Annotated in this window: 15 protein-coding genes; 13 read left to right on the forward strand and 2 right to left on the reverse strand. The window is 41.9% G+C overall.

Annotated features, from left to right (window positions below):
• The first annotated feature begins 9 nt into the window (after window positions 1–9).
• From JL001_RS16345 to JL001_RS16400, 12 genes are all read left to right on the forward strand, one after another.
• Window positions 10–1,761 (forward strand): RagB/SusD family nutrient uptake outer membrane protein, encoded by a 1,752-nt coding sequence (locus JL001_RS16345; RefSeq protein WP_200977993.1) that lies wholly within the window; start codon window positions 10–12, stop codon window positions 1,759–1,761.
• 84 nt (window positions 1,762–1,845) lie between these two features.
• Entirely contained in the window at window positions 1,846–3,015 is a 1,170-nt protein-coding gene (locus JL001_RS16350) for an Sb-PDE family phosphodiesterase (protein ID WP_236252857.1), read from the forward strand.
• 10 nt (window positions 3,016–3,025) lie between these two features.
• Window positions 3,026–3,817: an endonuclease/exonuclease/phosphatase family protein gene (locus tag JL001_RS16355; RefSeq protein WP_200978001.1), complete on the forward strand. Its 792-nt coding sequence runs from the start codon at window positions 3,026–3,028 to the stop codon at window positions 3,815–3,817.
• A gap of 394 nt (window positions 3,818–4,211) precedes the next feature.
• The gene (locus JL001_RS16360) at window positions 4,212–4,421 is read left to right on the forward strand and encodes a hypothetical protein (RefSeq protein WP_200978003.1); all 210 of its coding nucleotides are present in this window, start codon (window positions 4,212–4,214) and stop codon (window positions 4,419–4,421) included.
• 619 nt (window positions 4,422–5,040) lie between these two features.
• Window positions 5,041–5,604: a phage tail protein gene (locus JL001_RS16365; RefSeq protein WP_200978005.1), complete on the forward strand. Its 564-nt coding sequence runs from the start codon at window positions 5,041–5,043 to the stop codon at window positions 5,602–5,604.
• Between the two features lie 162 nt (window positions 5,605–5,766).
• Window positions 5,767–14,550: an MBG domain-containing protein gene (locus JL001_RS16370; protein WP_200978007.1), complete on the forward strand. Its 8,784-nt coding sequence runs from the start codon at window positions 5,767–5,769 to the stop codon at window positions 14,548–14,550.
• Between the two features lie 50 nt (window positions 14,551–14,600).
• Window positions 14,601–15,557, forward strand: a complete 957-nt coding sequence (locus tag JL001_RS16375; protein ID WP_200977842.1) for a type IX secretion system membrane protein PorP/SprF — start codon at window positions 14,601–14,603, stop codon at window positions 15,555–15,557.
• Between the two features lie 107 nt (window positions 15,558–15,664).
• Window positions 15,665–15,901, forward strand: coding sequence for a hypothetical protein (locus JL001_RS16380; protein ID WP_200978009.1), 237 nt, complete (start codon window positions 15,665–15,667; stop codon window positions 15,899–15,901).
• A 9-nt stretch (window positions 15,902–15,910) separates the two neighbouring features.
• Window positions 15,911–16,246, forward strand: coding sequence for a transposase (locus JL001_RS16385; protein ID WP_255545459.1), 336 nt, complete (start codon window positions 15,911–15,913; stop codon window positions 16,244–16,246).
• On the forward strand, window positions 16,215–16,592 hold the full coding sequence (locus JL001_RS16390) for an IS3 family transposase (RefSeq protein WP_200978017.1): 378 nt from the start codon (window positions 16,215–16,217) through the stop codon (window positions 16,590–16,592). Before JL001_RS16385 ends, JL001_RS16390 begins: the two co-directional genes overlap by 32 nt.
• Window positions 16,593–16,598: 6 nt before the next feature.
• On the forward strand, window positions 16,599–17,045 hold the full coding sequence (locus tag JL001_RS16395; RefSeq protein WP_255545462.1) for an IS3 family transposase: 447 nt from the start codon (window positions 16,599–16,601) through the stop codon (window positions 17,043–17,045).
• 354 nt (window positions 17,046–17,399) lie between these two features.
• Window positions 17,400–18,659, forward strand: coding sequence for a site-specific integrase (locus JL001_RS16400; protein ID WP_200978021.1), 1,260 nt, complete (start codon window positions 17,400–17,402; stop codon window positions 18,657–18,659).
• A gap of 304 nt (window positions 18,660–18,963) precedes the next feature.
• Here JL001_RS16400 and JL001_RS16405 read toward each other — a convergent pair whose 3' ends face one another.
• On the reverse strand, window positions 18,964–21,126 hold the full coding sequence (locus JL001_RS16405; RefSeq protein WP_200978023.1) for an alpha-glucuronidase family glycosyl hydrolase: 2,163 nt from the start codon (window positions 21,124–21,126) through the stop codon (window positions 18,964–18,966).
• A 42-nt stretch (window positions 21,127–21,168) separates the two neighbouring features.
• Window positions 21,169–22,203, reverse strand: coding sequence for a LacI family DNA-binding transcriptional regulator (locus tag JL001_RS16410; protein ID WP_200978025.1), 1,035 nt, complete (start codon window positions 22,201–22,203; stop codon window positions 21,169–21,171).
• 594 nt (window positions 22,204–22,797) lie between these two features.
• On the opposite strand from JL001_RS16410, the gene JL001_RS16415 reads away from it, so the two are divergent.
• On the forward strand, window positions 22,798–25,902 hold the full coding sequence (locus JL001_RS16415) for a TonB-dependent receptor (RefSeq protein ID WP_200978026.1): 3,105 nt from the start codon (window positions 22,798–22,800) through the stop codon (window positions 25,900–25,902).
• Window positions 25,903–25,904 lie beyond the last annotated feature (2 nt).

Consider the following 25,904-nt stretch of genomic DNA (forward strand, 5'->3'; position numbering starts at 1 on the left):
ATCATTATCATGAAAAATATATTTAAGTCAATTATTACGGCATTTGCTTTGGTACCTGCACTGGTCTCCTGTGAGGAGTTTCTCGAAACAGAACCGGTTGATAAACTTGTGCCAAACACTTTCTTTCAATCAGAGAAGGATCTGGAGCTTTATTCCAACTCATTCTACCAACGTCAAGTACCTGGTGGGCTGGCGGTGGTCCAAAGTGATGAAATGGGAGAGTTTACTTCTAAGAACCAATCCAATAATTTTATTGCAGGAGCTTATTCTTCTGTAGATGAGGGGGCATGGAACTGGTCGGACCTAAGGAATATCAATTATTTCCTGGAAAATTTTGACAATGAGCAGATTCCTCAGGAAGCAAGGGATCATTATGAAGGAGTGGCCAGGTTTTTCAGGGCTTATTTTTATTTCGATATGGTGAAGCGTTATGGAGATGTGCCTTGGTATTCCAAAACATTGGCTACGGATGATCCTGACCTTTATAAGCCAAGGGACCCTCGGGAAGCCGTCATGGATTCCTTGTTGGCAGACTTGGATTTTGCCACAGCCAATATCAGGGACACCAAAGACAATTCCTCTTCTTTAGTGACCAGACAGGTGGCGTTGGCCTTTAAGTCAAGGGTTGCCCTTTTTGAAGGTACTTACAGGAAATATCATACTGAATTGGGACTTCAAGGTTCTGCGAATGAACTCTTGAGAGAAGCAGCAAATGCGGCTAAGGCAACCATGGATGCACAGCGGTATCATATTTACAACAGTGGAAGCCCCTCTTCGGATTACCGCCAATTGTTTATTAGTGAAAATCCAGTATCCGAAGAAGTAATGTGGGCTGTGGTATACAACAATTCACTCAAAAGATGGCATAACATTACCTGGAAGTTCAACAGCGCCACTTATGGTAACCGCTGGGGATTGAACAAGCAATTTGTCAATACCTACCTTATGCAGGATGGAACGAGATTTACAGAAAGACAGGGGTTTGATACCATTCAGTTTGTGAGAGAAATGGAAAACCGCGATTATCGCTTGGCTCAAACCGTCCGTTCACTTGGCTATACAAGGGCTGATGGTAGTCCTGCACCTCCTAATTTTGGATATACCTATACAGGTTACCATATTCTTAAGTTCAGCCTTGATGATAGCAGGTTGGATGGGATTTCTGAATCCTACAATTCCGTTCCTTTGATCCGCTATGCTGAGGTGTTGCTGAATTACGCAGAGGCGAAAGCCGAGCTGGGAGAATTCGATGCAGGTATCTGGGAGCAAACCATCGCCCCTTTGCGGGCCAGGGCAGGAGTGGATACCGCTATTCCCGCTATGGCTGATAGCTACCTTCAAGAGAACTACTTTCCCGGTATTGATGACAAATTCTTGTTGGAAATCAGAAGGGAAAGGGCCATTGAACTTTGTTATGAGGGGTTTAGGTATGACGATCTTTTGCGATGGGAAAGAGGGGAGCTTATTGAAACCCCCTGGAAGGGAATATATGTACCGGGGTTGAATGAACCAATGGATCTGGACGGGAATGGTTCTCTTGATGTAGCTTTTGTGGAAACGGTTCCGGCTGATAAAGTTTCCGGAGTAATCTACTTTGTAGTGGATGGTACCAACTCCATATTGACGGAAGGAGATAAGGGACATATAGTTTGGAGAGCCAATGAGGATCGTCAGTTTCCTCAAAAGAAATACCTTCACCCAATCTCCAATACAGATCTGGTACTCAACCCGGATTTAGGCCAAAACCCAGGATGGGAGTAAATTTCCCTTTTGAAAGATAATCATAAGCACCAGGTCATGGGGAAGTTCCATGACCTGGTTGTTTCCCAATAAGATATCATCCCTATGAGAAATAAATTTCTGGTAATACTGTCCATAATAATGCAGTTTCTTGCTGTGGGAACTGCCATGGCTCAGAATAATAAAATCAAGATTCCGGACATTCCTGGTTTCTATACCCTAAAAGGTGATTTTCATATGCATACTGTTTTTTCAGATGGACATGTTTGGCCCACCTTCAGGGTTAATGAAGCACTTAGGGACGGTATGGATGTGATCGCAATCACCGAGCACATGGATTATGAAGGCTTTCCCGAAGAAATTGAAAGGGACTACAACAAAAGTTATGAAATAGCCTTAGAAGCCGCCTCTAAGAAGGGACTGATGGTCATTCGAGGGGTGGAGATTTCCCCTAGGGTACCGCCATACCACCATAATGCCATTTTCTTGGAAGATGCCAACAGCTTTCCAATGGGTTACATGGAAAATACCCACAAGCAGTTTGTTATGAAAGATAGCCTAACCAGAGAACAGTTAATGGCCCCATTCCTGGAAGCAAAAAAACAGGATGCCTTTGTATCATATAACCACCCCAGCTTTAAGTGGTGGGACAAAAAAGATACTTTACTTTTTACGGACTTCCATCATGAATTATTGGAAAAAGGAATTCTTAAAGGGGTAGAGGTAGTCAATTCCGGTAGGTACAATATCATAGCTCATAGAATGGCCATGAAGTATAACCTGACCCTGCTATGCAATACAGATGAGCATTATGACATGTATCCAAGGTATGCAGATACACACCGTCCCATGACACTGGTATTTGCCAAAGAGAAAAGCATTGCAGGAATCAAGGAAGCAATGGAAGCCAAAAGGACGGCTTTATATTTTGGTGATTATTTGGTGGCCAGAAAAAAGGAGGCATTAGCATTGTTTAACTCTTCAGTCTCATTTAATGCTGTAAAGCAAGATAGGGGTGGAGAACCTATCGTAGTGGTAACCATCAAAAATAAGAGTGACCTATTATTCAATATTCAGATAAAAAGTAAATTTGACATAGAAGAGTTCCCGTTGGGGCAATTGGAACTGGGCGCTAATGAAGAGAAGAAGTTAATTTTAAAAGCAGTCTGGAAATATCCGGAAACTACCTACCTCAATATAACCGTGGGAAATTTCCTTGTCAGCCCTGACGAAGCTTTGAACCTAGATTTGGAATTGCCTATTTTGGAAGAATAGCTTAATAAAGATGAACAGATTTAAAGGAAGGTTTGGGCTGTTATTTAATACTTGGATTGGTATTATTCTCTTACTTTTTCAAATGCCATTGCAAGCCCAGCACATCAAGGTGATGAGTTATAACATTCATCATGGGGCAGACAGAAATGAGGTTTTGACCTATAGGGAAATAGGTAGGTTTATTAAGTCAAGTGGGGTGGATATCGTCGGTTTACAGGAGGTGGACAGCATTTGTAATCGCTCCGGAAACAGTGACCAGATGAAAGTGCTTGCTGAAATTACAGGGAAAAAGTCAGTTTTTGGGAGGCATTTCGCTTTCGATGGTGGCGCCTATGGCTTGGGCATATTATCCAAATATCCACTTGAAGATATTAGAAATGATAGGATTACCAGTATCAGAGCTAATGGAGAAAAAGCCTCTTTGGCTTTGCTTTCTGCAAAAGTCCTACTTCCAGGCGGTAAGGCCGTTCGGTTTGCAACTGTGCATTTTGCACTTGATCAAGCTACGCGACTGGTTCAGGCCAAAGAAGTAATTGAATACTTGGGAGAGGATATTCCTGTTATACTGACAGGAGATTTAAATGCAGAACCAGAAACAAAGGAGATTGGTCTACTGAATCAGTATTTTGAACTTTCACAAGGGAATGATGCATATACCTTTCCAGAGAAAGACCCCGTGAAGAAGATAGACTATATATTGGTAAGTAAGGGTAAGGTTTCCAAAACAATGAAGAGTGTAGTGGTTACTGGAAATACTCTGTCCGATCACCTGCCAATTATTTCGGAGATTATCCTTGATTAATTGTTTGGGAGAAGAACTGTATTGAGGGTATCCATATTTGCAAAAGGAATGAAAAAACCATAATACTACATTACTGGTGAAAATTTTTTGGATTGGTTTTTCAATTTGGCCATATATCAAATTGAAAATATCATGAATGATTTATAGACTACTTATGGTTTTGGAAGAGTCCTTGAAGATCAAGTAGGAGTTTAATTGTTTAGTTGATTTTTTAGCAACAGCAGCAGCAAAAAGCCGTTGCTGTTTCTGTTTCTAATAAGGAACTGTTTGACCAGGTATTTATACTTGATTTTTTCTATGCGAAGGAATGCGCTGTTAATATATACTGTTAGTCCTCAATTTTGTAAATACCAATATGAGTAAATAAAATTCAATAATAAAATTAACTTTTTCGATGATGAAAGTGGAATTGTTAATATTGTTCTCAGGCCAGGTCTTCAGCATGGGGCAGGACATCCAAAAAGGCCTAAGACTTGGTTATAGTGGTTTTGATACTGAAGAGGTATCAATGGCTATGCGGTATTTGAATTGTGTGGACTTTGATAGGGAAGATTTAGGGAGCAATAAGGTGAAATTTCAAAAAAGAGATTTTTGGTTGATTTAAATTGTGTCAATGTACTTGGGCTGCGTTGAGCTATCAATTTGCATACTCAGGGTATTAGGACCAATCCAGTATGTGTTTCAAAAGCAGGATTTGAGTCGAATGGTCTTAGTGTAAAGTGGAAACTATCTCTAGGTAGGAAATGTATAAGCAGGATCTATCTAATGAATTTATATAATGAAATGAATAAAAACTAAGCTTATTGTGTTATATGTTTACAAAAATATTACATTTGATACAGTTTATATATAGTTTGTTTTGATAATGTGAAATGTGAGTAATCTGCCGAAATTCCACATTATGGTTTTTTACTGTTTTACATAATTCTTTCAGGAAAACATAATTAGTGAATAAAGTTTATAGATCTGGCTCTTAATGATTCATGTGAGTTAGATTGATTTTTTTGACTTTCTAAGAAAGGTAGCTTGGCTTTTCTCTTGAAAATTGTCCAGCTTTTAATGGCGCTTTATCAAAAAAAATGAAATAAGTCTAAGAGTGAGATTATGCTTACTTATTAGAATGAAAATAATAATTAGGCTGAAGAATTTATGGTCCAAAGAGTATCACGAAAAGATTTGACATATAATTATTTGAACAATTTTTAACAAAAACCAACAAAAAGATGGAAGAACTAATAGGAGTAATCAAAATTTTTGCAGGGAATTTTGCCCCAAGAGGCTATATGTTGTGTGAAGGCCAATTATTGCCCATAGCTCAATATAGTGCCTTGTTTTCTATTTTAGGAACAACTTATGGAGGCGATGGTAGGACCACTTTTGCATTACCCGATTTAAGAGGAAGAGCGCCAATAGGAACAGGATATGGGCCAGGACTTTCCGATAGAAGGTTAGGCGCAAAAGGCGGGTCAGAGACCACTACATTGAATGTGACCAACATTCCTTCTCACAACCATAGCGTGATTTCCCATGTAAAAGCCAGTAGTCAAAATGCAACTGAACAAGTGCCTGGTACCAATGGAGCAAACACCTTGGCTGCACCAATGGCAGGCGGAAGGGCTGCCCAAGGTTATAATAACCAGTCCCCTGATGTTGATTTAAATGTGTCTGGTGGTACTCCGCCATTGACAAGCAATACGGGAGGGAACATTCCCTTCAATAACATGCAGCCTTTTTTGGCCATTAATTACATCATATGTGTTCAAGGTATTTTTCCTTCTAGAAGCTAAAAGGTAAAGGGAAGCAACTAGGTACTGACCAGGTAGGGGCATTTACGCTCCTACCTTCACCTGTTTGCTTTGGCCTCCTATGGCTACCTCCTCTAATCCAATTCCATCTAGAAAACTACTACTACCTCTCCACGCAATTATTCAAACCGGGAAAAAGAACTTATGAAAAATTATTACTCTACTATTTTGACCAAAGGCTTCCTCTTCTTGGTCGTCGGATTGCTCAATCTCTTCCATGTCTATGGACAGAGTTTTACGGAGACGTTTGATGATGATCCTGGATTTTCCTCATCTAGCAATGATTTTACCAATGATGGCATTAGATTTCAAATTAGTGGTACTATGCCAAGTTACACTAATCAGACATCTAATAGTACGTTTTCTTTATCTGAGGGAGGAGGGAGCGATTATGCTCTTCAATTTGATGTCAATTCATCAACTGGAATCAATGAAATTATCATAAGTCTAGTTTCAGGGGGTAATTTTAGCCTAAACTCTTTGTCCTTTGATATTTTAGCTGATGCAAACATCATTTTTTCTACTGGCTCTGGAGGAAATGTGAGCTTCGTTTCAAATAATAGCTACGTTCTTAATCGAAACTATGACTTCTCATCTGAGACAGGCTTTGATAACATCTCAAGCTTTACTATTTCAGGAGGAAACATGGTTGTAGATTTAGATGATTTATCGTACACTATTAGTAGCTCGGGCAATGTTGATCCTACTATCACCGGCTTACCCACTGATATCACAGTTGGGGAAGATGCTGTATCTGATGTGTTTGATATTTCTGCGGCTACCATTAGTGATCCAGATGCGGGCAGTGGAGAACTCACGCTGACGCTTGAGGCTACAGGAGGTATATTCGATATTGCCAATGATCCAGGGATTGTATGGACGGGAAATCTTACCCGTGTATTTACCGCAACTGGTAACCTGACCAATCTTAATAATTACATCAATTCACCCACTAATATTTATTTCCGGCCTGATTCAGAACTCAATGGGAATAATGCCGCAAGCGTTAAAGTCTACATCAGCGATAATGGCAATACGGGCTCAGGTGGTGGAAGTAAACTATTAATGGGAACGGTAAATGTGGACATTACAGCGGTAAATGATCCGCCTAGTATTTCAATTCCTGCTTCTTTGACCGTGGATGAAGACGTCAGTACTGCATTGACAGGAATTAGTTTTTCGGATGTGGATGCAGGTTCCGGAAATGTCACAGCACAAATGAGTGTAGGGGCAGGAAGCCTTTTTGCCTTATCAGGGGGAGGTGTGACTACTTCAGGCAATGGATCTACTTCTATCTCACTGACAGGTACCATCGCTAATATCAACGCTTATATAGCAGGATCCAATGTGAAATTTCAGAACCAGTTTGGGAATTTGGCCAATCAAACACTTTCGGTTGCCATCAATGATAATGGCAACACCGGAAGCGGAGGAAGCATGAGTGATACAGGATCTATGACGATTACTATTACGGCAGGAAACGCATCGCCTACCGCTGCCGGATTTGTCGCGACCAATGGCCCTTACGAGAACCTGACCTATACTTTTTCAACTTCGGATTTTGGGTATACAGATGGTGATGGAGATGCCTTGGACCATGTCTTAATAGAATCCATTCCAGCTGCTGGGACGCTTTATGTGGATGCGGATAATAATGATATCTATGATGGAGGAGAAGCAGTGAGCGTAAACGACCAAATCAGCAAGGCCAATTTGGATGTAGGTAATTTACAGTATATCCAAAATGGCAGTACCAATTCCTCTTTTCAGTTTGAGGTCAATGATGGAACAGAAAATAGTACAGGAAATTACGTGGCTACACTGAATGTGAACCCTGTTCCTACTGTGACTTTAGCCATTACGCCTAGCACTAAAACTGAATCAAATACTACTCCAAGTGAAATAAAAGCAACCCTTTCCAATACCTATGGAATTAATACAGCTGTTGGCTTGAGTTTTAGCGGTACAGCTACAGGTTCCGGTGTTGATTATTCCACTAGTGGCACATCAATTACCATTACACCTGGAAATACCACAGGTACAATCAATGTGACCAATGTACCTGATGCACTGTACGAAGGCAATGAGACAGTAATCATTGACATTGCTTCGGTTAGTGGAGGAACTGAATCTGGAACCCAGCAGGTTACTTATACTATCGTAGATGATGATACTCCACCTAATGCTTCATTAGAAATTTTGAATATTTATAATCCTATTACCGATGAAAGTGGTGGACAGGCTTATGTCCGAGGTAAAATAGATGTAGTGGCAGGAACTACTATTACTATTCCTTTGAATTTTTCAGGTACTGCTTCAGGGGGAGGTACGGATTATTCCATTACTGGGTCTACCATTACACTTTCTCCCGGAGAAATCAGGGATAGTATTCGGGTAACTTCAATATTCGATGGTGTTGAGGAAGGGGATGAAACCATCATCATAGATATGGAAACTCCTACCAATGCTGTTGAAGATGGGGCACAACAAGTTACATTGACCATTAAAGATGAGGATATCACACCGCCTAGCGGATATTCGGTAATCATCGATCAGAGTGGAATCAATAATGCTAATGAATCTGCCGTAAGTTTCACCTTTGCCGGTGCGGAAGTTGGTGCTACCTATAATTATAACATCTCCAGTTCTGGGGGAGGTACAAATGTGACAGGTATGGGAACAATATCCACAGCTACTGACCAAATTACCGAAATTGACCTAAGTGGCCTTGGAGATGGAACCATTACTTTATCAGTTACTCTGACGGATACTTTTGGAAGTACGGGAACAACCGCTACGGACACGGAAACAAAGGATACTTCAGCCCCTTCAGGTTATACTGTTGGTATAGATCAAAGTGGGATTACTACTTCGAATCAGTCCACAGCCAGCTTCACCTTTGCAGGAGCTGAGGTCGGTTCGACGTACAATTATACCTTATCAAGTTCAGGAGGGGGGACTAATGTGACGGGAACTGGTACCATTGCAACAGCAACGGATCAAATAAGCGGAATTGATTTGATCGGCCTTGGAGATGGAACCATTACTTTATCGGTAATATTAACGGATACTTTTGGTAATGCAGGTAATGCTGCAACTGATACGGAGACAAAAGATACTACTGCACCATCAGCTTATACCGTTAGTATAGATCAAAGCTCTATTAATAATGGAAATCAATCATCTGTCAGCTTTACCTTCGCTGGGGCTGAAGTAGGAACAACCTATAATTATACTATTTCCAGTTCAGGAGGAGGGACCAATGTGAGCGGTTCCGGGACCATCGCAACAGCCACGGATCAAATAAGTGGAATTGATTTAAGTGGTCTTGGAGATGGAACCATTACTTTATCAGTAAACTTAACCGATATATTTAGCAACACCGGAAGTCCAGAATCGGATACCGAAACCAAAGATGCCACGGCCCCATCTGGGTACAGTGTCCAGATTGACCAAAGCCCGATAAATTCTTCCAATCAAACAGTCACAAGCTTTACTTTTGGCGGAGCAGAAATTGGATCAACCTATAATTATACTTTCTCCAGCTCTGGTAGTGGAACCAATGTGACAGGTTCAGGGAGTATCGTAACAGCCACGGATCAAATAAATGGAATTGATTTGAGTGGACTTGGTGACGGAACCATTACTTTATCGGTAATCCTGACCGATACCTTTGGTAATGCAGGAAGTGCGGTTACTGATACCGATACAAAAGATACTAGCGCACCATCTGGCTATAGTGTTCAGATTGATCAAAGCCCAATAAATTTTTCCAACCAATTGGCAACAAGTTTTACTTTTGCTGGAGCAGAAATGGGAGCAAGTTATGAATATACTCTATCCAGTTCTGGAGGTGGAACCAATGTGACAGGTTCAGGTAGCATTACTACAGCTACTGATCAAGTTACCGGGATAGATCTTAGCGATTTGGGTGATGGTACCATCACTCTTTCTGTTGCGCTTACAGATGCTGCTGGCAATACAGGTAGCGCGGCTACTGATACGGAGACAAAGGATACTACTGCGCCATCCGGTTATTCAATAAACATTGACCTTCTTGGGGAAATCATGATCAATGTGATCAACGAAACCACTATAGAATTTTCTGGCTCAGGAATGGAAGTGGGGAGTACCTTGAATTATTCATTTACAAGCTCAGGAGGAGGTACAGCGGTTACAGGAACGGAAACAGTTACTTCAGCATCAGAAACTTTTGATAATGGGGGAGCAGGTTATGACCTGTCCGGATTGGTTGATGGAACCATAACCTTAACAGTATCCTTGACTGACCCAGCAGGTAACCAAGGTACAAATACCACTGATACAGAAACCAAAGATGCAGGACCTCCTGCTGGTTATACCATTTCATGGGATGATAATCTAATCAATGCTACAGAGGCAAGCTCGACATCCTTCACTGTTTCCAATGCAGAAGTCGGTACATCGGCAAGTTACTCCATTTCAAGTAGTGGTGATGGCAATACGGCAACTGTTGCAGGTACTGCAAGTGTAAGCAATACATCTCAAACTGTAACCATTGATGTGAGCGCATTGACCAATGGGACCTTAACAGTTCAGGTTACCTTGACAGATGGAGGTGGAAATTCGGGCAGTACGGAATCTGATAATTCAGCTATGCTGGATCAAATGGTACCTAGCGGGTATTCCGTAACTTTTGACCAGGACCCTATTGATGAATCAAATCAAGGCTCGGTAAGCTATACATTTGCAGGAGCGGAGATCGGAACCACCTATAATTATATCATTTCCAGTTCTGGTGGAGGAACCAATGTTACCGGTTCAGGGACTATTGCGACTGCCACTGATCAGATTACAGTTATTGATTTAAGTGGTTTGGGAGATGGAACGATTACACTATCAGTGACCTTAACCGATGCTGCAGGAAATACGGGTTCGTCTAGTACCGATACCAGTACCAAGGACACCAATGAAGCCCCAACAGCCAGTGCGGTTTCTATAAATGGTACAATGACCGTTGGTGAGCAATTGAAAGGAACTTATACCTTTACGGATGCCAATAGTGATCCAGAAAGCGGTTCTACTTATCAATGGTACCGCTCAGATGATAATAGTGGCACTGGCAAAACAGCCATATCAGGGGCTAATGGCCAGCAATACACCTTGCAGGCTGCAGACCAAGGAAAGTATATCAGCTTTGAGGTGACCCCAAATGATGGAACTGATACAGGTACAGCAGTAGAAAGTGGTTTGGTAGGCCCAGTGAAGGTGGACCAGACCATTAGTTTCCCAAGTATACCAAACAAAACTTATGGAGATGTATCCTTCACTTTAGGTGATTCTCAGACGGATCAGGGCTTAACAGTGACCTATACAGCAGCTGATCCGACTGTGGTAAATATTACAGGTAACCAGGCAACAGTTCTAAAAGCCGGTAACACGCAAATCACGGCCATACAAACCGGTGATGGCGTGACCAATGCAGCTAGTCCTGTTGTACAGACCTTGACCATTAACAAGGCTGCCTTGACGGTAACTGCCAATGATCAGAGCAAGATTTATGGGTCCATAGACCCAGCCTTGACGGTAGGCTACGCTGGGTTTGTAAATAGTGAAGATGAGACTGTCCTAGGCGGCACATTGTCATTGAACAGGGCTGCAGGAGAAGAAGTGGGCAATTATACAATTATTGCTTCCGGTTATAATTCATCTAACTATACGATCAGCTATATGGATGGCAGCTTTGCAATTACTCAAGCAGCCTTAACTGTTACTGCTGATGATCAATCCAAAGTCTACGGAGATACTGATCCAAGTTTAACAGTGAGTTATTCTGGCTTTGTGAATGGTGATGATGAGACGGCATTGGGCGGTACCTTAGATATAAGCCGTGCAGCCGGAGAGGACGTAGGCACTTATGCGATCACGGTATCCGGTTATACTTCAAGTAACTATACGATTAGCTATGTAGATGGCAGCTTTGAGATCACGCAGGCAGCCTTGACAGTAACCGCTGATGATCAATCCAAAGTCTACGGAGATACTGACCCAAGTTTAACAGTGAGCTATACTGGCTTTGTGAATGGCGATGATGAGACAGCATTGGGCGGTACTTTAGATATAAGCCGTGCAGCCGGAGAGGACGTAGGCACTTATGCAATTACCGCTTCGGGTTATACTTCAAGTAACTATGCGGTCAGTTATGTAGATGGCAGCTTTGAAATTAGCCAAGCAGTCTTGACAGTTACTGTTGATGATCAATCCAAAGTCTACGGAGATACTGACCCAAGTTTAACAGTGAGCTATACTGGCTTTGTGAATGGCGATGATGAGACAGCATTGGGCGGTACTTTAGATATAAGCCGTGCAGCCGGAGAGGACGTAGGCACTTATGCAATTACCGCTTCGGGTTATACTTCAAGTAACTATGCGGTCAGTTATGTAGATGGCAGCTTTGAAATTAGCCAAGCAGCCTTGACAGTTACTGTTGATGATCAATCCAAAGTCTACGGAGATACTGACCCAAGTTTAACAGTGAGCTATTCTGGCTTTGTGAATGGCGATGATGAGACAGCATTGGGCGGAACTTTAAATATAAGCCGTGCAGCCGGAGAGGATGTGGGCACTTATGCAATTACCGCTTCGGGTTATACTTCAAGTAACTATACGATCAGTTATGTAGATGGCAGCTTTGAAATTACCCAAGCAGCCTTGACGGTCACTGCTGATGATCAATCCAAAGTCTACGGAGATACTGACCCAAGTTTAACAGTGAGCTATTCCGGCTTTGTGAATGGTGATGATACAACTGCCTTGGGCGGCACACTGGATGTTAGCAGAGCAGCCGGAGAGGACGTAGGCACATATGCGATCACGGCATCCGGTTATACTTCAAGTAACTATGCGGTCAGCTATACCGCAGGGAACTTCGAGATTACCAGGGCCACGCTGATGGTAACTGCCGATGATAAATCGAAAGTCTATGGATCAACCGATCCAAGTCTAACGGTCAACTATACAGGTTTTGGAAACGGTGATGATGAAACTGCCTTGGGCGGAACATTGGCTATAATCCGAGCAACAGGTGAAGATGTAGGCAACTATGCGATCACGGCGTCCGGCTATACCTCTGATAACTACTCGATCAACTATACCGCAGGGGACTTCGAGATTACCAAAGCAACCTTGACGGTATTGGCGGATGATAAATCCAAGGTATATGGATCAGTTGATCCAAGTTTAACGGTCAGCTACTCCGGTTTTGAAAACGGTGATGATGAAACTGCTTTGGGGGGAACACTGGCTATTAGCCGATCAACAGGTGAAGATGTAGGCAACTATGCGATCACGGCGTCCGGCTATACCTCGGATAACTATACGATCAGCTATACTACAGGCAACTTTGAGGTTACCAAAGCCACGCTTACGGTAACGGCAGATGACAAGAATAAGGTCTATGGATCAGCTGATCCAAGTTTAACGGTCAGCTACTCCGGTTTTGTAAATGGTGATGATCAGATTGCTCTAGATGGAACCCTGGCTATTGTAAGAACCACAGGTGAAGATGTGGGCAACTATGCGATCACGGCCTCTGGCTATACCTCTGATAACTACACGATCAGCTATACTACAGGGAACTTTGAGGTTACCAAAGCCACGCTTACGGTAACGGCAGATGACAAGAATAAGGTCTATGGATCAGTTGATCCAAGTTTAACAGTGAGTTACTCTGGTTTTGAAAACGGTGATGATGAGGCTGCTCTAGGTGGAACATTGGCTATTGTAAGAACCACAGGTGAAGATGTAGGCAACTATGCTATTACTGCAACAGGCTACAGCTCTGATAACTATACGATCAGCTATACTGCGGGGAATTTTGAGATCACACAGGCCACGCTGACGGTAACGGCCGATGACAAGTCCAAGGTTTTCGGAACTGCTGATCCTGCATTGACCTATGTTGTCAGTGGTCTTGTGAACGGTGATGGTATGGAAGTAATGGAAGGAAATCTTGACAGGTCTCCGGGCGAGGAGGTAGGCATTTACCCGATCAATAAGGGAAGCCTGTCCACAAACTCTAATTACCTCATGCAGTTCACTGGCGGTGAATTTACCATTGAAGCCAGAAAGATCGAGGAGGTCTACGAACCTGCTGCAGTGGAAGTAGCCTGGGGAGTGTCATATGATGAGGTGATCTTGCCGGAAACCGTTTTGGTACGTACCGAGGAGGATGAAATGATCAACCTTCCAGTTCGCTGGGACAGGACTGGTATTGACCTGAGGAACAGGGGTAGCTACACCATCAATGGGGAACTGGTCCTGCCAAGCAGTGTTTCCGAGGATGCGCCGAGCCCTTATATGGATGTCGTGGTGTTGCCAAAACCGGCACCAACGGACCTTCTATTGGACCACACTGAATTTGAAGCTTCGGTAGAAAACATTCAAATCGCAATAGGGGGCCTTGAAGTCATTGATCCGGTTGATGATGTGCATATGCTTGATTTGGTTCCTGGAGCAGGGGATAACCAATACTTCCTATTATCGGGCAGTGCGCTGTACTGGAGTTCCAACGAAGCCCTTGCCGGAAGGACATCGTTTACAGTGGTGCTCCAGGTAATGGATGCCGACGGAAATATTTTGGAGAAGTCCTTCACGATAACCAGGCTGCGGAAATCACTGGATGAAATCGAGATATACAATACGTTTACACCAAACCAGGATGGTACCAACGACACCTGGGGCATTGAAGAGCTGAAGTACTATACAGGGGTAAGGATCATGGTGTTTGAAAGAAGCGGGAAACGGGTTTTCCTGACCACTGATCCAGAGACCAGATGGGACGGAACCTTCAACGGAAAGGAATTGGCACCTGGGTCTTATTTCTGGGTGGTGGAAACAGGTGAGACCGACAAGGTAAGGCGTGGAACCTTAAACCTGCTTAGAAGATGATCGGTTCGAAAAAGTGCACAGTGAATTTAACCATCAAGAACAATGTCAAGATGAAAAGAACAGTTATTTATATCTGCCTAATAATATTTCTGGTCCCTTTTACCTCAACAGGCCAGAGCAGGAAGTACATCAGCCAGTTTGATTTCTTCCAAAGCTATTACAACCCGGGGTTGACGGGATATGAGGGCAGTACGATCCGTGGCTTTGTAAGAAACCAGTGGAGCGGCTTTGAAGGTGCTCCAAGGACGATGTTTTTCAGTGGCGAGCTGGATTTTGCAGAAATGAAAGGCACGGAAGACCCTGCCATGATGGGGAAGAATGCAGCCAGCCTGAACCTGTTGTTCGACAGTTATGGGGCATTTAAGGAGACAGGCCTGATCCTGGGCTATGCGAGCAGGATCCGTCTTACCGAAAAGCACAACCTTAGGCTGGGGGCAGGGGTAAGCTATACCACTGTGCAGTTGGACGGCAACGCGATGACCATTGAGCAGCAGGGGGATGATTTGCTGGGTCAATACATTGGGTCCTTCTCCGACATGCGGATCATGGACTTTAACCTGGGCCTTGCCCTGACCCACCAGAAGTATTACCTGTCCTATGCGATGCACCAGGTAAACGGGGGGCGTATATCCAGTGGTGACGAGTTCATGGAAGGGAGGCCTGTCAATTATATTGTGCAGGCTGGATATAGGGAAGCCCTGAATGACCATTTGGCGGTGATCGGCAATTTCTTTTTCAGGGGCCAGGAAGACCTACCCAACAATGTGGAGTTTAACCTGAAGGCATTGCTGATGGACAAGGTCTGGCTGGGAGCCGGCCACCGTGTTGATTATGCGAATAACCTCCAGATGGGCTTTTTGCTGAACAAGCTCAAGGTGGGCTATGTGTATGAGTTCCCTACCAATGGAAGCTATTTGCTTCCGGGCAATACCCATGAGTTTATGGCTGTCTTCAGCCTGTTCAGGTCCAACAAAAGAAACAGGCCGGATGAAGTATTGATTTGGTAATAACAAATCTATTGGACACAAAAAGCTCCCCGAATTATTTTGGGGAGCTTTTTTTTATCCTTAGTACGACCCAACTCCTGAACTTTTAACTCTATCCTTTTTGAGATTTGAAGCATCATCAAATCAAAAAGGATATGCCGGAATGGATTTCATTAAGCCCTGGTTTCTGGTGGGGGACAGCAGGCTTTTTCCTGGTCTATTATTCAGTGGTTCTTTCCTTGCTCTTCGGGCCTGTCTATTTGGCCAAAAGGAAAAGGACCAAACTTCAGGTTAGTCCCCCGGATTTGCCAACCGAAGAACTCTGGAGTTACTACCTTAGCTTGGAGACAGATTTAAAAAAATAGAGATTAAATTTGTTATCGTATGCAAGAAAATTTGATGAATCATTCAGGGTAATGGCAGTGGATCTTTCCTATGTCAAGGGTTCTTTGGCTGAAGCGGCCAAGGAGTTGGATTTGGATGCAAGCAGGTTGAGTAAATGGCGCCAGGACCCTCGGTTCAATGGCGGTAAAATCATGGCGGACAATCCCAAGCTGAGCACTGAAGAACAAGAAATAAGAATGCTTAGAAAAAGGCTCAAGGAAGCTGAACTGGAAAGGGATATACTAAAAAAGGCGGTAGCCATCTTTTCCAAGGGACATGTATTCCGTAGAGAAGATGTGCAAAGTACTAAAGGTAATCAGCAGTAGCTTTTACCACTTGATGTCCATGATGGAAAGCAAACGTCAGTTAAAAGTCCGGGAACTATCAGAGGAGATCAGGTCCATCCATAAATTAAGCAATTGTATTTTTGGCAGTCCAAGAATTACAGCAGCGCTCAATGATAAGGGACGAAGCATTTCCCGTTCCTATGTTTCACGCTTGATGAACAGAATAGGAATCCGTAGCAAGATCAGGAAAAAAAACAAGGTCACTACAGATTCTACCCATTCTTATTCGTTGGCAGAAAATCTTCTTCAAAGAGACTTTTCGGCAAAATCCCTCTCCCAAAAATGGGTTGGGGATATTACTTATATACGTACCGGAACGGGGTAGCTGTACCTGACCACAGTGATTGACCTTGCAGACAGAAAGGTTATAGGCTGGTCTTTCAGCAACGATATGTCAGCTGAAAGCGCTTCGGTTGCCGCTTTGAAAATGGCCATCAAAACCAGGGGTACCAGAAACGGGTTGATTTTTCATTCAGACAGGGGGATCCAATATGCCTGCAATGATTTCAAAGCGCTATTATCAGAGAACCGAATTTTGCAAAGTATGAGCAGGAAAGCTGATTGCTGGGACAATGCAGTGGCTGAAAGTTTCTTTAAAACACTTAAAAGCGAATTGGTACATCACAGGAAATATGCTAATCGAGAATCCGCAAAACTGGAAATATTTAGTTATATCGAAGGGTTCTACAATACAAAAAGGAAGCATTCATCTTTAGGCTATAGGACTCCTTCTGAAATGGAAAAATTACTGACTGAAAATAAATGTTTGGCAGCTTAAAGGTCTCCAATTTTAAGTTGGAATTCCAGGCTACGAATACAACCCTATTCAAAAGACCCATGGGGTAAGGGTAGCGTATAGAATTTTTTAAAATAGTCGCCATTCTAATCGTAAAATAAATAAAAAAGCCCCGTATTTAACATACGAGGCGATTTAGTGGGCCCACCTGGGCTCGAACCAGGGACCCCTTGATTATGAGACAATTTTTTGACTACTTTTCTATTATTGGTATATTTTGGTTGTCGCTGTAAATGAGTTACTTATGTTGTTTTTATTGCTTTTCTTATTACTTTGCTTACAAGTTTTGATATCATTTTGTGTGCAAATCGTGTGCAAATCTCAAATCAACTAGCCATGGAAAAGAAACTTGCCAAGTCTGGAAAACAGTTCGAAATGACCATCTATCTGGATACCCGAAGGACTAAAGCGGATGGATATTATCCTTTAAAAATAAAGGTTTATACCCCAATGCCCAAAAAGCGGAAATACTATTCAGTTGGAATGGATATGAACAAGGAAACCTATGAAAAGGTATTCCTATCAATTAAACCTAGAAAAGCAGAAAAGGAAATTCGCATACAAGTAGAGAGCTTATTACATAAGTATATGGAAGTGGCCAATATGCTGGACAATTTTACCTTTGAATCTTTCGAGAATCATTTATTTAAACCTGAGGGTGATGTTAAAGATGTTTTCTATTTGTACCAACAAAAAATAAAGACTTTAGAGTTGGAGAAAAGGGAAGCCACTAAACATACCTATGAGGCCAGTTTAAAAGCTATTAAGAAATTCCTAACAGCTAATCGACGAAAAAGGGAGCCCAAAAACCTTTACATCCAAGATATCACAGTGCTGTGGCTTAAGAGTTTTGAAAAGTGGATGCTTGAAAAAGGCAATACCAAAACCACCGTTGGGTACTATTTAAGAACGCTTAGGCATATATTTAACACCATCAAAAGTGATCATTATCCTTTTGGGAAAAATGGGTATGTAATTCCCAAGGGTACTAATAAAAAGAAGGCCTTGGATAAGCAGCAACTAAAATTGTTATTTGAAGGTGAGCCTGAAAACCAATTTCAACAGAGAGCAAAAGACTTTTGGTTTTTCTCCTACTTGTGTAAAGGAATGAATATGAAGGACATTTTGTATCTCAAGTGGAAAAACGTTAACGGTGATTTCTTGGAATTTGTGAGGGAAAAAACCAAGGATACAACAGACGATCAAATTGTTATTCGTGTACCACTTTTGAAGCACTCCAAAAAGGTGATCAAATTGTATGGAGTAACCAGTGGTGATCGTGAAGAATATGTATTTCCAATCCTTCACAAAGAAATGACCGAGGGAGAAAAGCTTAAAGCGAAACAGAACTTTACCCGCCTAGTGAATCAGCATATGAAGCGGTATGCCGAAAAACTGGGGATTAAGGAGAATGTAAGCACTTACACCGCTAGGCATAGTTTTGCCACCATGGCTATACGAAATAACGCTTCCATCGAATATGTAGGAGAATCCTTAGGACACGCTGATATTAAGACGACTAAGGCGTATATCAAGAGTTTCCTCGATGATGAAAGTGATAGGGAGATGATGGAGAAGTTGGTAGATTTCAATTAAAAAAGATGTGGTTATTAAGAGTAAAACCTAAACACGCTTAATAGAGACCTTTTCAATTAAATATTTAAAGTTAAGAGTACCTAGTTGGTGACCGCTCGGCACTTTTCTCAAACCAGTTTTTGGATGATTTTGAAACTTTCTGATGAAATCATTACTCAGAATAAAAGTTGATCGTCCCGTCAGCTGGAGCTGGCGGTACGTGGATCGAACTCTTTTGTGGATGAAATGGAAATGTTAGAGAAGTTAAATGTTTTCTATTAAGTGAATTGATTATAATATTATTGGTAAAGAATTAGTATAATACTTATATGCCAGGAACAAAATGTGGTTTATAGTTAATATATTCTTTTAAGGTCTTTGCAGGGTTTTCAACTCGATCTGGTAAGGGAAGTTTTGAAAATTGTTGGAAATATAGCAGGCAGGCATCTCTCCACCATTTTGCTTCTTTCTCCTGAATTTTCATAAAGGATAATATATGCTCATACCGTTCATTGTCTATTGAATTTTCTAGTGTCCTCCATTGTTTTATTGCTGTAGTCGTTTGGTCAACTCCTGCCTGATAATGGAGTGCGATCTCTTCCCATAGTGTTTTTCCTGACTGCATACGGTATGCCCATGGGAGATGGTGGAACCAAAGCAAGTATTTTTCAGGACAGGTCTTGGGATTGCTAAATTGTTTCTCGATGGAAGGAGAGTATTGGCTAAGGGCATCGCTACCAGAGGAGGTGCGGTCAAAACCAATTCCGTCCGCTCCTGCCTGATGATAATAAGTAGATGTCCAATCATCTCGGTGCTTGTCAGTGATCCACGGGGCTGGGCCATAATGATGGTCCCACCCCATGATATGGTGCAGCCCAAGCGGTGTCATGTAGTTGACTACAGCTTCGCGGGATTTGGACATTATATCTAATGTTGTACTTATGAATTTGGGGTCATTGCTAAAAGTCATTGCAATCCAATCTTCAGCGATTTTTTCTGAACTGGCATAAGGGTTCCATGCTAGCTTGCCGAAAGCATACCAGTTGGCTTGACCAAAATGATTTCCGGTCCAGTTTCTGTCTGACCCAATATTGGAAACTCCAGCCATGCCGCTTAATTGATGGTTTTCTAAGCTGCCATCTATGATTTTTGCTACGGTAGATCCTGCGCCTTTGCTATAAGTGTCCGTGTCAAGTACTTCTTCATATAGTTGCGATAGGTAGACCAAGTGAGTGCCTTGTCCAAGGTATTCTTGGGTGATTTGAAACTCCATCATCAGTGGGGTTTTGGGCATCGCTCCAAAAAGTGGGTGAAAAGGTTCTCTTGGTTGAAAATCTATGGCTCCATTTTTTACTTGTACCAATACATTGTCTTCAAATTCTCCATCCAAAGGCTGGAATTCATTATATGCTTGTTTGGCCCTGTCATCGGGTGTGTTTTCACTATAAACAAAAGCTCGCCACATTACGATGCCGCCGTATGGCTTCAAGGCTTTGGCCAATAAATTGGCTCCTTCAGCTTGTGTTCGTCCGTAGTTATGAGGGCCTGGTTGTCCTTCAGAGTCCGCTTTAACCAAAAAACCTCCAAAATTTGGTATGTAAGAATAGATTTCTGCCGCCTTGTCATTCCACCATTTTTGGACTTCTTCATCCAAGGGGTCTGAAGTTTTAAGTTGGCCGATTTCCATGGGGGCACTGAATCTAGCGGTGAGGTAAACTTTGATGCCGTATGATTCAAATGCTTTTGCTAAAGCAGCTGCTTTCTGGATGTAGGCAGCTGTGAGTACCAATGCGTTGGCGTTTACATTCGTTAGGACAGTGCCGTTGATTCCTATGGAAGCATTGGCACGGGCATAATCAATATACTGTTGGTCGATGTGGTCTGGAAGGAGGTGCCAGTTCCAAATGGAGGATCCTGCATAGCCTCTTTCTACTGTTCTGTCCAAGTTGTCCCAGTGATTCAGGACCCTGATTTTTGTTTTGGGGACAGAAACAATGTTTAAATCAACTATGCTTTGTTGAGTTTGTAGTAATTTGAGAAATTCAAATGTTCCATAAAGCAAAGCTGCATCAGCGTTGCCGGTGATTAATGTGATTGGCTGATTTTTGTATTGAATACTCTTTATGATAAAGCCTTCTTGGCCTAAACTGTCTAATTGATTTTGGCCAATAAACTCACCGATCCAAGGGAAGGATTCAGACGTGGCAATGACAATGTTATTTTTTTTAATACTCTTTTCAGTGAATTCAGGGGAGGTAGAGAGCATGCCTTTGAACGCGATGGAAAGTTCATTTTTGATGACATCGATCGTTGCTGAATGGTTTGGGATGGTGATTTGATGGATGCTGCTCAGGTAAGATTCAGCCAGCTCTTTATTTTCAATTTTTTCATATTGTAGCCATAGCTTGTATCCGTCTTTGGCAAGTAGATCAGTACTGTATAGGCATAGCAAGGCTAGGACGAAAAGAATGATTGAAGGTCTTTTCATAAGATTTAAAACGTTTATTTTGGGTTATTGAACTTACTTTCTTTAGGTTGTCTTTTGCCTCAATGAAGAGGATCTGACAATTAGTTCGGATCTTAATGTAATAGTATTTGTGTTTTGTAATACTCCTTTGGAGTTGTCTCCCAAGTGATTGATGAGGTTTTTCATGGCTACCTCTCCCATTTCATATCCTGGGTAATGAGTAGTGGTAAGGTTAGGTTCGATTAGCCTAGAGATCATGTCATTATTAAAACCTACCACGGCGATGTCTTCTGGTATTCTAATTCCTGCTTGTTTCAGTGTTTGGATACAACTTGCGGCACATGCATCGTTTGAAACAAAAAGCCCATCTGGAAGTGTTTTTTTGCTTATTATTTTGTTAGCAATGTCCTCTCCTGCTTCCTCATTAAGGTCCGAATGGATCACGTTTTTTGAATTAAAAGGGATCTCATGGTCCATTAATGCATACTTATATCCCTTGAGCCTGTCAGCATATACATTGATCTTGGTGTTCCCCAGAACGTGTATGATGTTTTTGCACCCTTGTTCGATCAAGTGTTTGGTGGCATTGTAAGCGGCTTGAGTATTGTCGATTACAACCCCCGTACACCCTGAATTGCTGGCCACCCTGTCGAAAAACAATACTGGCGTGCCTTTATCTAGGAAAGGATTGAAATGTTCTACGTTTTCTGTGTTGCTGGCCAAAGAAACCAATAATCCATCTACCCGGCTATTGAACATGGTTCTGGCATTTGCTTTTTCTTTTTCGGAAGATTCAAGTGACTGACTTATGATAAGGTTAAACCCTGCATCATTGGCCACTTTTTCCATTCCTGCCAAAACTGAAGACTGGAAGGAGCTGTTTAGCCTTGGAACGATAATTCCAATGTTGTTGGTTTTTTTACTCCTTAAGTTGGAGGCAAAAACATTTGACCGGTAGCCCATTTGTTTGGCTGCATCAAAGATTTTTTGCTTTGTTTTTACATTTACCGCAGGGTGGTCATTAAGGGCTCTACTTACCGTAGTGGGAGAAACTCCTAAATCCTTGGCAATATCGTAAATAGTGATTTCCTTATTCATTTTCCAGGGTCCTTTCAATTTATGCGCAAGTCGCAAAATACTATAATCAGTTGCGGTTTTCTATAAATTGCAGCGACATTTTCTTTTAATGTAAGTTTTATGTATGCTCTTTTATCAATGGGTTTGATGGCCCAATTGCTTATTGTTGTCTATTGTTTGGTTGAATATAATTTATATTATTGATTTATGAAACCGATTTCATATATAAAAATAATAATGCAGCTAATGTTAGTGCCTTTATTTTTTTATTTATGTGGCTATAAATGCCATTTAATTCTGTTTTATGCTTTATTATTGTAATAATTTGAGCCTTAAAACTTAAATGATGATGTAATATTTCTTTTAGAACATTGTCTAAATAAAATTTCAAAAATGTGGGTTTATTTAATCGATTTAGCTTTTTGACTTATATAATGCAATATAATATTTTAATATTAGCTGAGTAATTGTTTTGAAAAAAACTCTGCAATCGGTTGCAATTTATGGTTTTTTTTATGAGGTTTAGAGTATCAATGCTTTCTGGAAAGATCCTCCGGTTAGAGGGGGGGTTTAGCTTTATATATTCAATTAATTTAAACCCAAAACAAAAAATGTATGGATTCAACCTTTACCAAGTGTGTTCGGTCAGAGAATGATAGAACCGCTGGCAATGAGTCATTAAAATGGATGATTTTATTAGTGTTTATGCTAGTTGGTCACCTTTCAATGGCTCAAAATGTATCAGTATCCGGAGTGGTACTGGATGAGAATGGAGTAGGGTTACCAGGAGCAGCAATACAAGAAAAAGGAACAGCCAATGGGGTCGTTACCGGTTTGGACGGAGAGTATAATATTTCCGTACAGAGGGGAGCCACATTGGTATATTCTTTTTTAGGGTATGCTTCTCAGGAAATAGAGGTGGGAAATCAGACTTCCATTGATGTGGAGATGGTTCCGGACGTAAGTTCATTGAAGGAAGTGGTGGTAGTAGGGTATGGTACCTTGCGGCAGGAGGCGGTGACGGGTTCAGTAGCATCAATCGGAGGCGATGAGATGCGTGAAGTCGCCTCTGCCAATGTGACACAGGCATTGCAAGGACGCTTGCCAGGTGTAAACATTTCGCAGACATCTTCCAGGCCAGGAGCTGCCATGCAAATTCGTATTCGAGGTAACCGTTCGCTTACAGCCAGTAATGATCCTTTGATCGTGTTGAATGGGATTCCTTTTGCTGGGTCGATTGGTGACATTAATACTGAAGATGTTGAAAGCATCGATGTTTTGAAAGATGCTTCAGCTACAGCTATTTATGGTTCTCGTGGTGCAAATGGTGTAATTTTGATTACCACCAAAAAGGGTGCTAAAGGACAAGAAGCCCGGGTAAGCTATAGTGGTTTCTATGGTCCTAGAACGGTTTTTTCTAAATACCCTATGATGGACGGACCTGAATTTATTGAGATGCGGGAAGCCGCAGGGATTTATACCAATGGAGCGGATGAGTCCAATGATGTTAATGCAGATTGGCAGGATTTGTTCTACAAAACTGGGGTGATGACAAGTCATGATGTAAGTGTTACTGGAGGAGGGGAGAAGAGCACCTATAGCTTTGGTTTGGGTTATTATCATGATGAAGGAGTTGTGCCAACCCAGCAATATGATCGGTTTTCATTGAGAGCGGCGGTTGATCAGGAGATAGGCAAATACTTGAGGTTAGGATTTAATTCCAACAGTAACTTTAATGAGAGTCAGGGATCCCAGGTAGGGTTGTACAGTACTTTAAGTATGTCTCCAATAGCTTCTCCTTATGAGGATGACGGATCATTGAGGAGAACGATCAATATGCCATTGGATGAGGCTTGGGTATCAACAAGGGAAGTGTTAGACAATATCGATGGACAATGGCTCAATGAAACGAGGTCTTACGCTACCTATAATGCTTTATATGGTGAACTTAAAATCCCTGGTGTGGAAGGGTTAAAATACCGTGTCAATCTAGGTTTGGACTATCGTCAAAGTAATCAAGGTGAATATACTGGAAGAGGTATAAATAGTTCCAATCCAGAGACTCCATCCACTGCGGCAGTATCTAACTCTCATACTTACCACTGGATTGTAGAAAATATCCTGACCTATGATAAGACTTTTGCAGATAAGCATATTGTCAATGTGACAGCATTGTATTCTTCAGAACAAAATCAATACAATCGTTCCAGAATGTTTGCAAGGGATATTCCGGCAGACCAATTTCAGTTCTATAATTTGGGATATGCAAATGGGGAGATTCAGATCAATCCTGATGATCAACAATACGAACTATGGGGATTGAAATCTGTCATGGGGCGTGTGATGTATTCTTACGATGACAAGTATATGATCTCAGCCACTCTAAGATCTGATGGTTCTTCAAGGCTTGCAGAAGGACATAAATGGCATACTTATCCTGCTGTATCAGTGGGTTGGAATCTTGGCGAAGAGCAATTCATGGACAATGTATCCTTTGTAAACATGTTGAAATTAAGGGCTGGATACGGACAAACTTCCAATCAGGCGATTGCTCCTTATGCTACCTTGGGAGGTTTAGGTACTAGACCGTACAATTTTGGTTCTGACACCTATGCCACTGGGTACTTTGTAAATGAACTTCCCAATCCTAACCTCGGCTGGGAGTATTCTGAGACATTAAATTTCGGGCTTGATTTCCGGATGTTTGACCATAGATTGTCTGGTACAGTAGAATATTATGTTACCAATACCAAGGACATTCTTTTGGGCGTAAATCTGCCAGGGACTTCAGGGGTAAGCAGCTACACCGCCAATATTGGAGAAACCCAGAACAAGGGATTTGAGGTTTCATTGAATGGGATGATCATTCAAAATGGTGATTGGAGCTGGGAGGCAGGAGTTAACCTTTATGCCAACCGCAACAAATTAGTGGCTTTGGCATCAGGACAGGAAAGAGATGAAGGAAACTGGTGGTATGTAGGATATCCTATCAACGTGATTTATGACTATAAATATGAAGGCTTATGGCAGGAAAGTGACCCCTACTTGGATGTTTTGGAACCAGGAGGAAACCCAGGGATGATCAAGGTGGCCTATTCCGGAGATTACGAACAAGATGGTACTCCCCTTAGAGCGATAGGCCCTTCTGACCGTCAGGTACTTGACCTTCAACCTGATTTTATGGGTGGTTTTAATACAAGGGTGGCCTACAAAAACTTGGATTTTAGCCTTGTGGGAGCCTTCAAAAGTGGCGGTCTGCTGATCAGTACCTTGCACTCGGCCTCTGGTTACCTCAATATGCTAAGCGGACGTAGAAACAATGTCAAAGTAGATTATTGGACGCCGGAAAATACAGGAGCTAGATATCCGGCTCCGGGAGGTTTGGCCAGTGGTGACAATCCTAAATATGGGAATACCTTGGGCTATTTCGATGCTTCCTACCTGAAAGTACGTACAATGACATTTGGTTATAATTTTGACCAGACTAGCAACTGGATGAATAAAGCAGGTATCAGCAGATTGAGAGTTTATGGCTCTGTTCAAAATCCTTTTGTGATATTCTCTCCATTCAATAAAGAAACTGGAATGGATCCAGAGACCAACTCTTATGGTGACGAGAATTCAGCCACAACAGGTACATATCCAAATCGATTGTTGACAATTGGTACCAATTCGCCAGCTACTCGCAATTTTATAGTAGGTATAAACTTGACATTCTAATT

Source organism: Echinicola sp. 20G (genome assembly GCF_015533855.1).
Classification (GTDB): Bacteria; Bacteroidota; Bacteroidia; order Cytophagales; family Cyclobacteriaceae; genus Echinicola.

Bases quoted from the DNA above. Each gene is read 5' to 3' on its own strand.
- JL001_RS16350 (WP_236252857.1), top strand. From the start codon at position 1,846: ATGAGAAATAAATTTCTGGTAATACTGTCCATAATAATGCAGTTTCTT.
- JL001_RS16415 (WP_200978026.1), top strand. From the start codon at position 22,798: ATGGATTCAACCTTTACCAAGTGTGTTCGGTCAGAGAATGATAGAACC.
- JL001_RS16355 (WP_200978001.1), top strand. From the start codon at position 3,026: ATGAACAGATTTAAAGGAAGGTTTGGGCTGTTATTTAATACTTGGATT.
- JL001_RS16345 (WP_200977993.1), top strand. From the start codon at position 10: ATGAAAAATATATTTAAGTCAATTATTACGGCATTTGCTTTGGTACCT.
- JL001_RS16370 (WP_200978007.1), top strand. From the start codon at position 5,767: ATGAAAAATTATTACTCTACTATTTTGACCAAAGGCTTCCTCTTCTTG.
- JL001_RS16375 (WP_200977842.1), top strand. From the start codon at position 14,601: ATGAAAAGAACAGTTATTTATATCTGCCTAATAATATTTCTGGTCCCT.
- JL001_RS16400 (WP_200978021.1), top strand. From the start codon at position 17,400: ATGGAAAAGAAACTTGCCAAGTCTGGAAAACAGTTCGAAATGACCATC.
- JL001_RS16365 (WP_200978005.1), top strand. From the start codon at position 5,041: ATGGAAGAACTAATAGGAGTAATCAAAATTTTTGCAGGGAATTTTGCC.
- JL001_RS16405 (WP_200978023.1), bottom strand. From the start codon at position 21,126: ATGAAAAGACCTTCAATCATTCTTTTCGTCCTAGCCTTGCTATGCCTA.
- JL001_RS16410 (WP_200978025.1), bottom strand. From the start codon at position 22,203: ATGAATAAGGAAATCACTATTTACGATATTGCCAAGGATTTAGGAGTT.
- JL001_RS16390 (WP_200978017.1), top strand. From the start codon at position 16,215: ATGTGCAAAGTACTAAAGGTAATCAGCAGTAGCTTTTACCACTTGATG.
- JL001_RS16360 (WP_200978003.1), top strand. From the start codon at position 4,212: ATGATGAAAGTGGAATTGTTAATATTGTTCTCAGGCCAGGTCTTCAGC.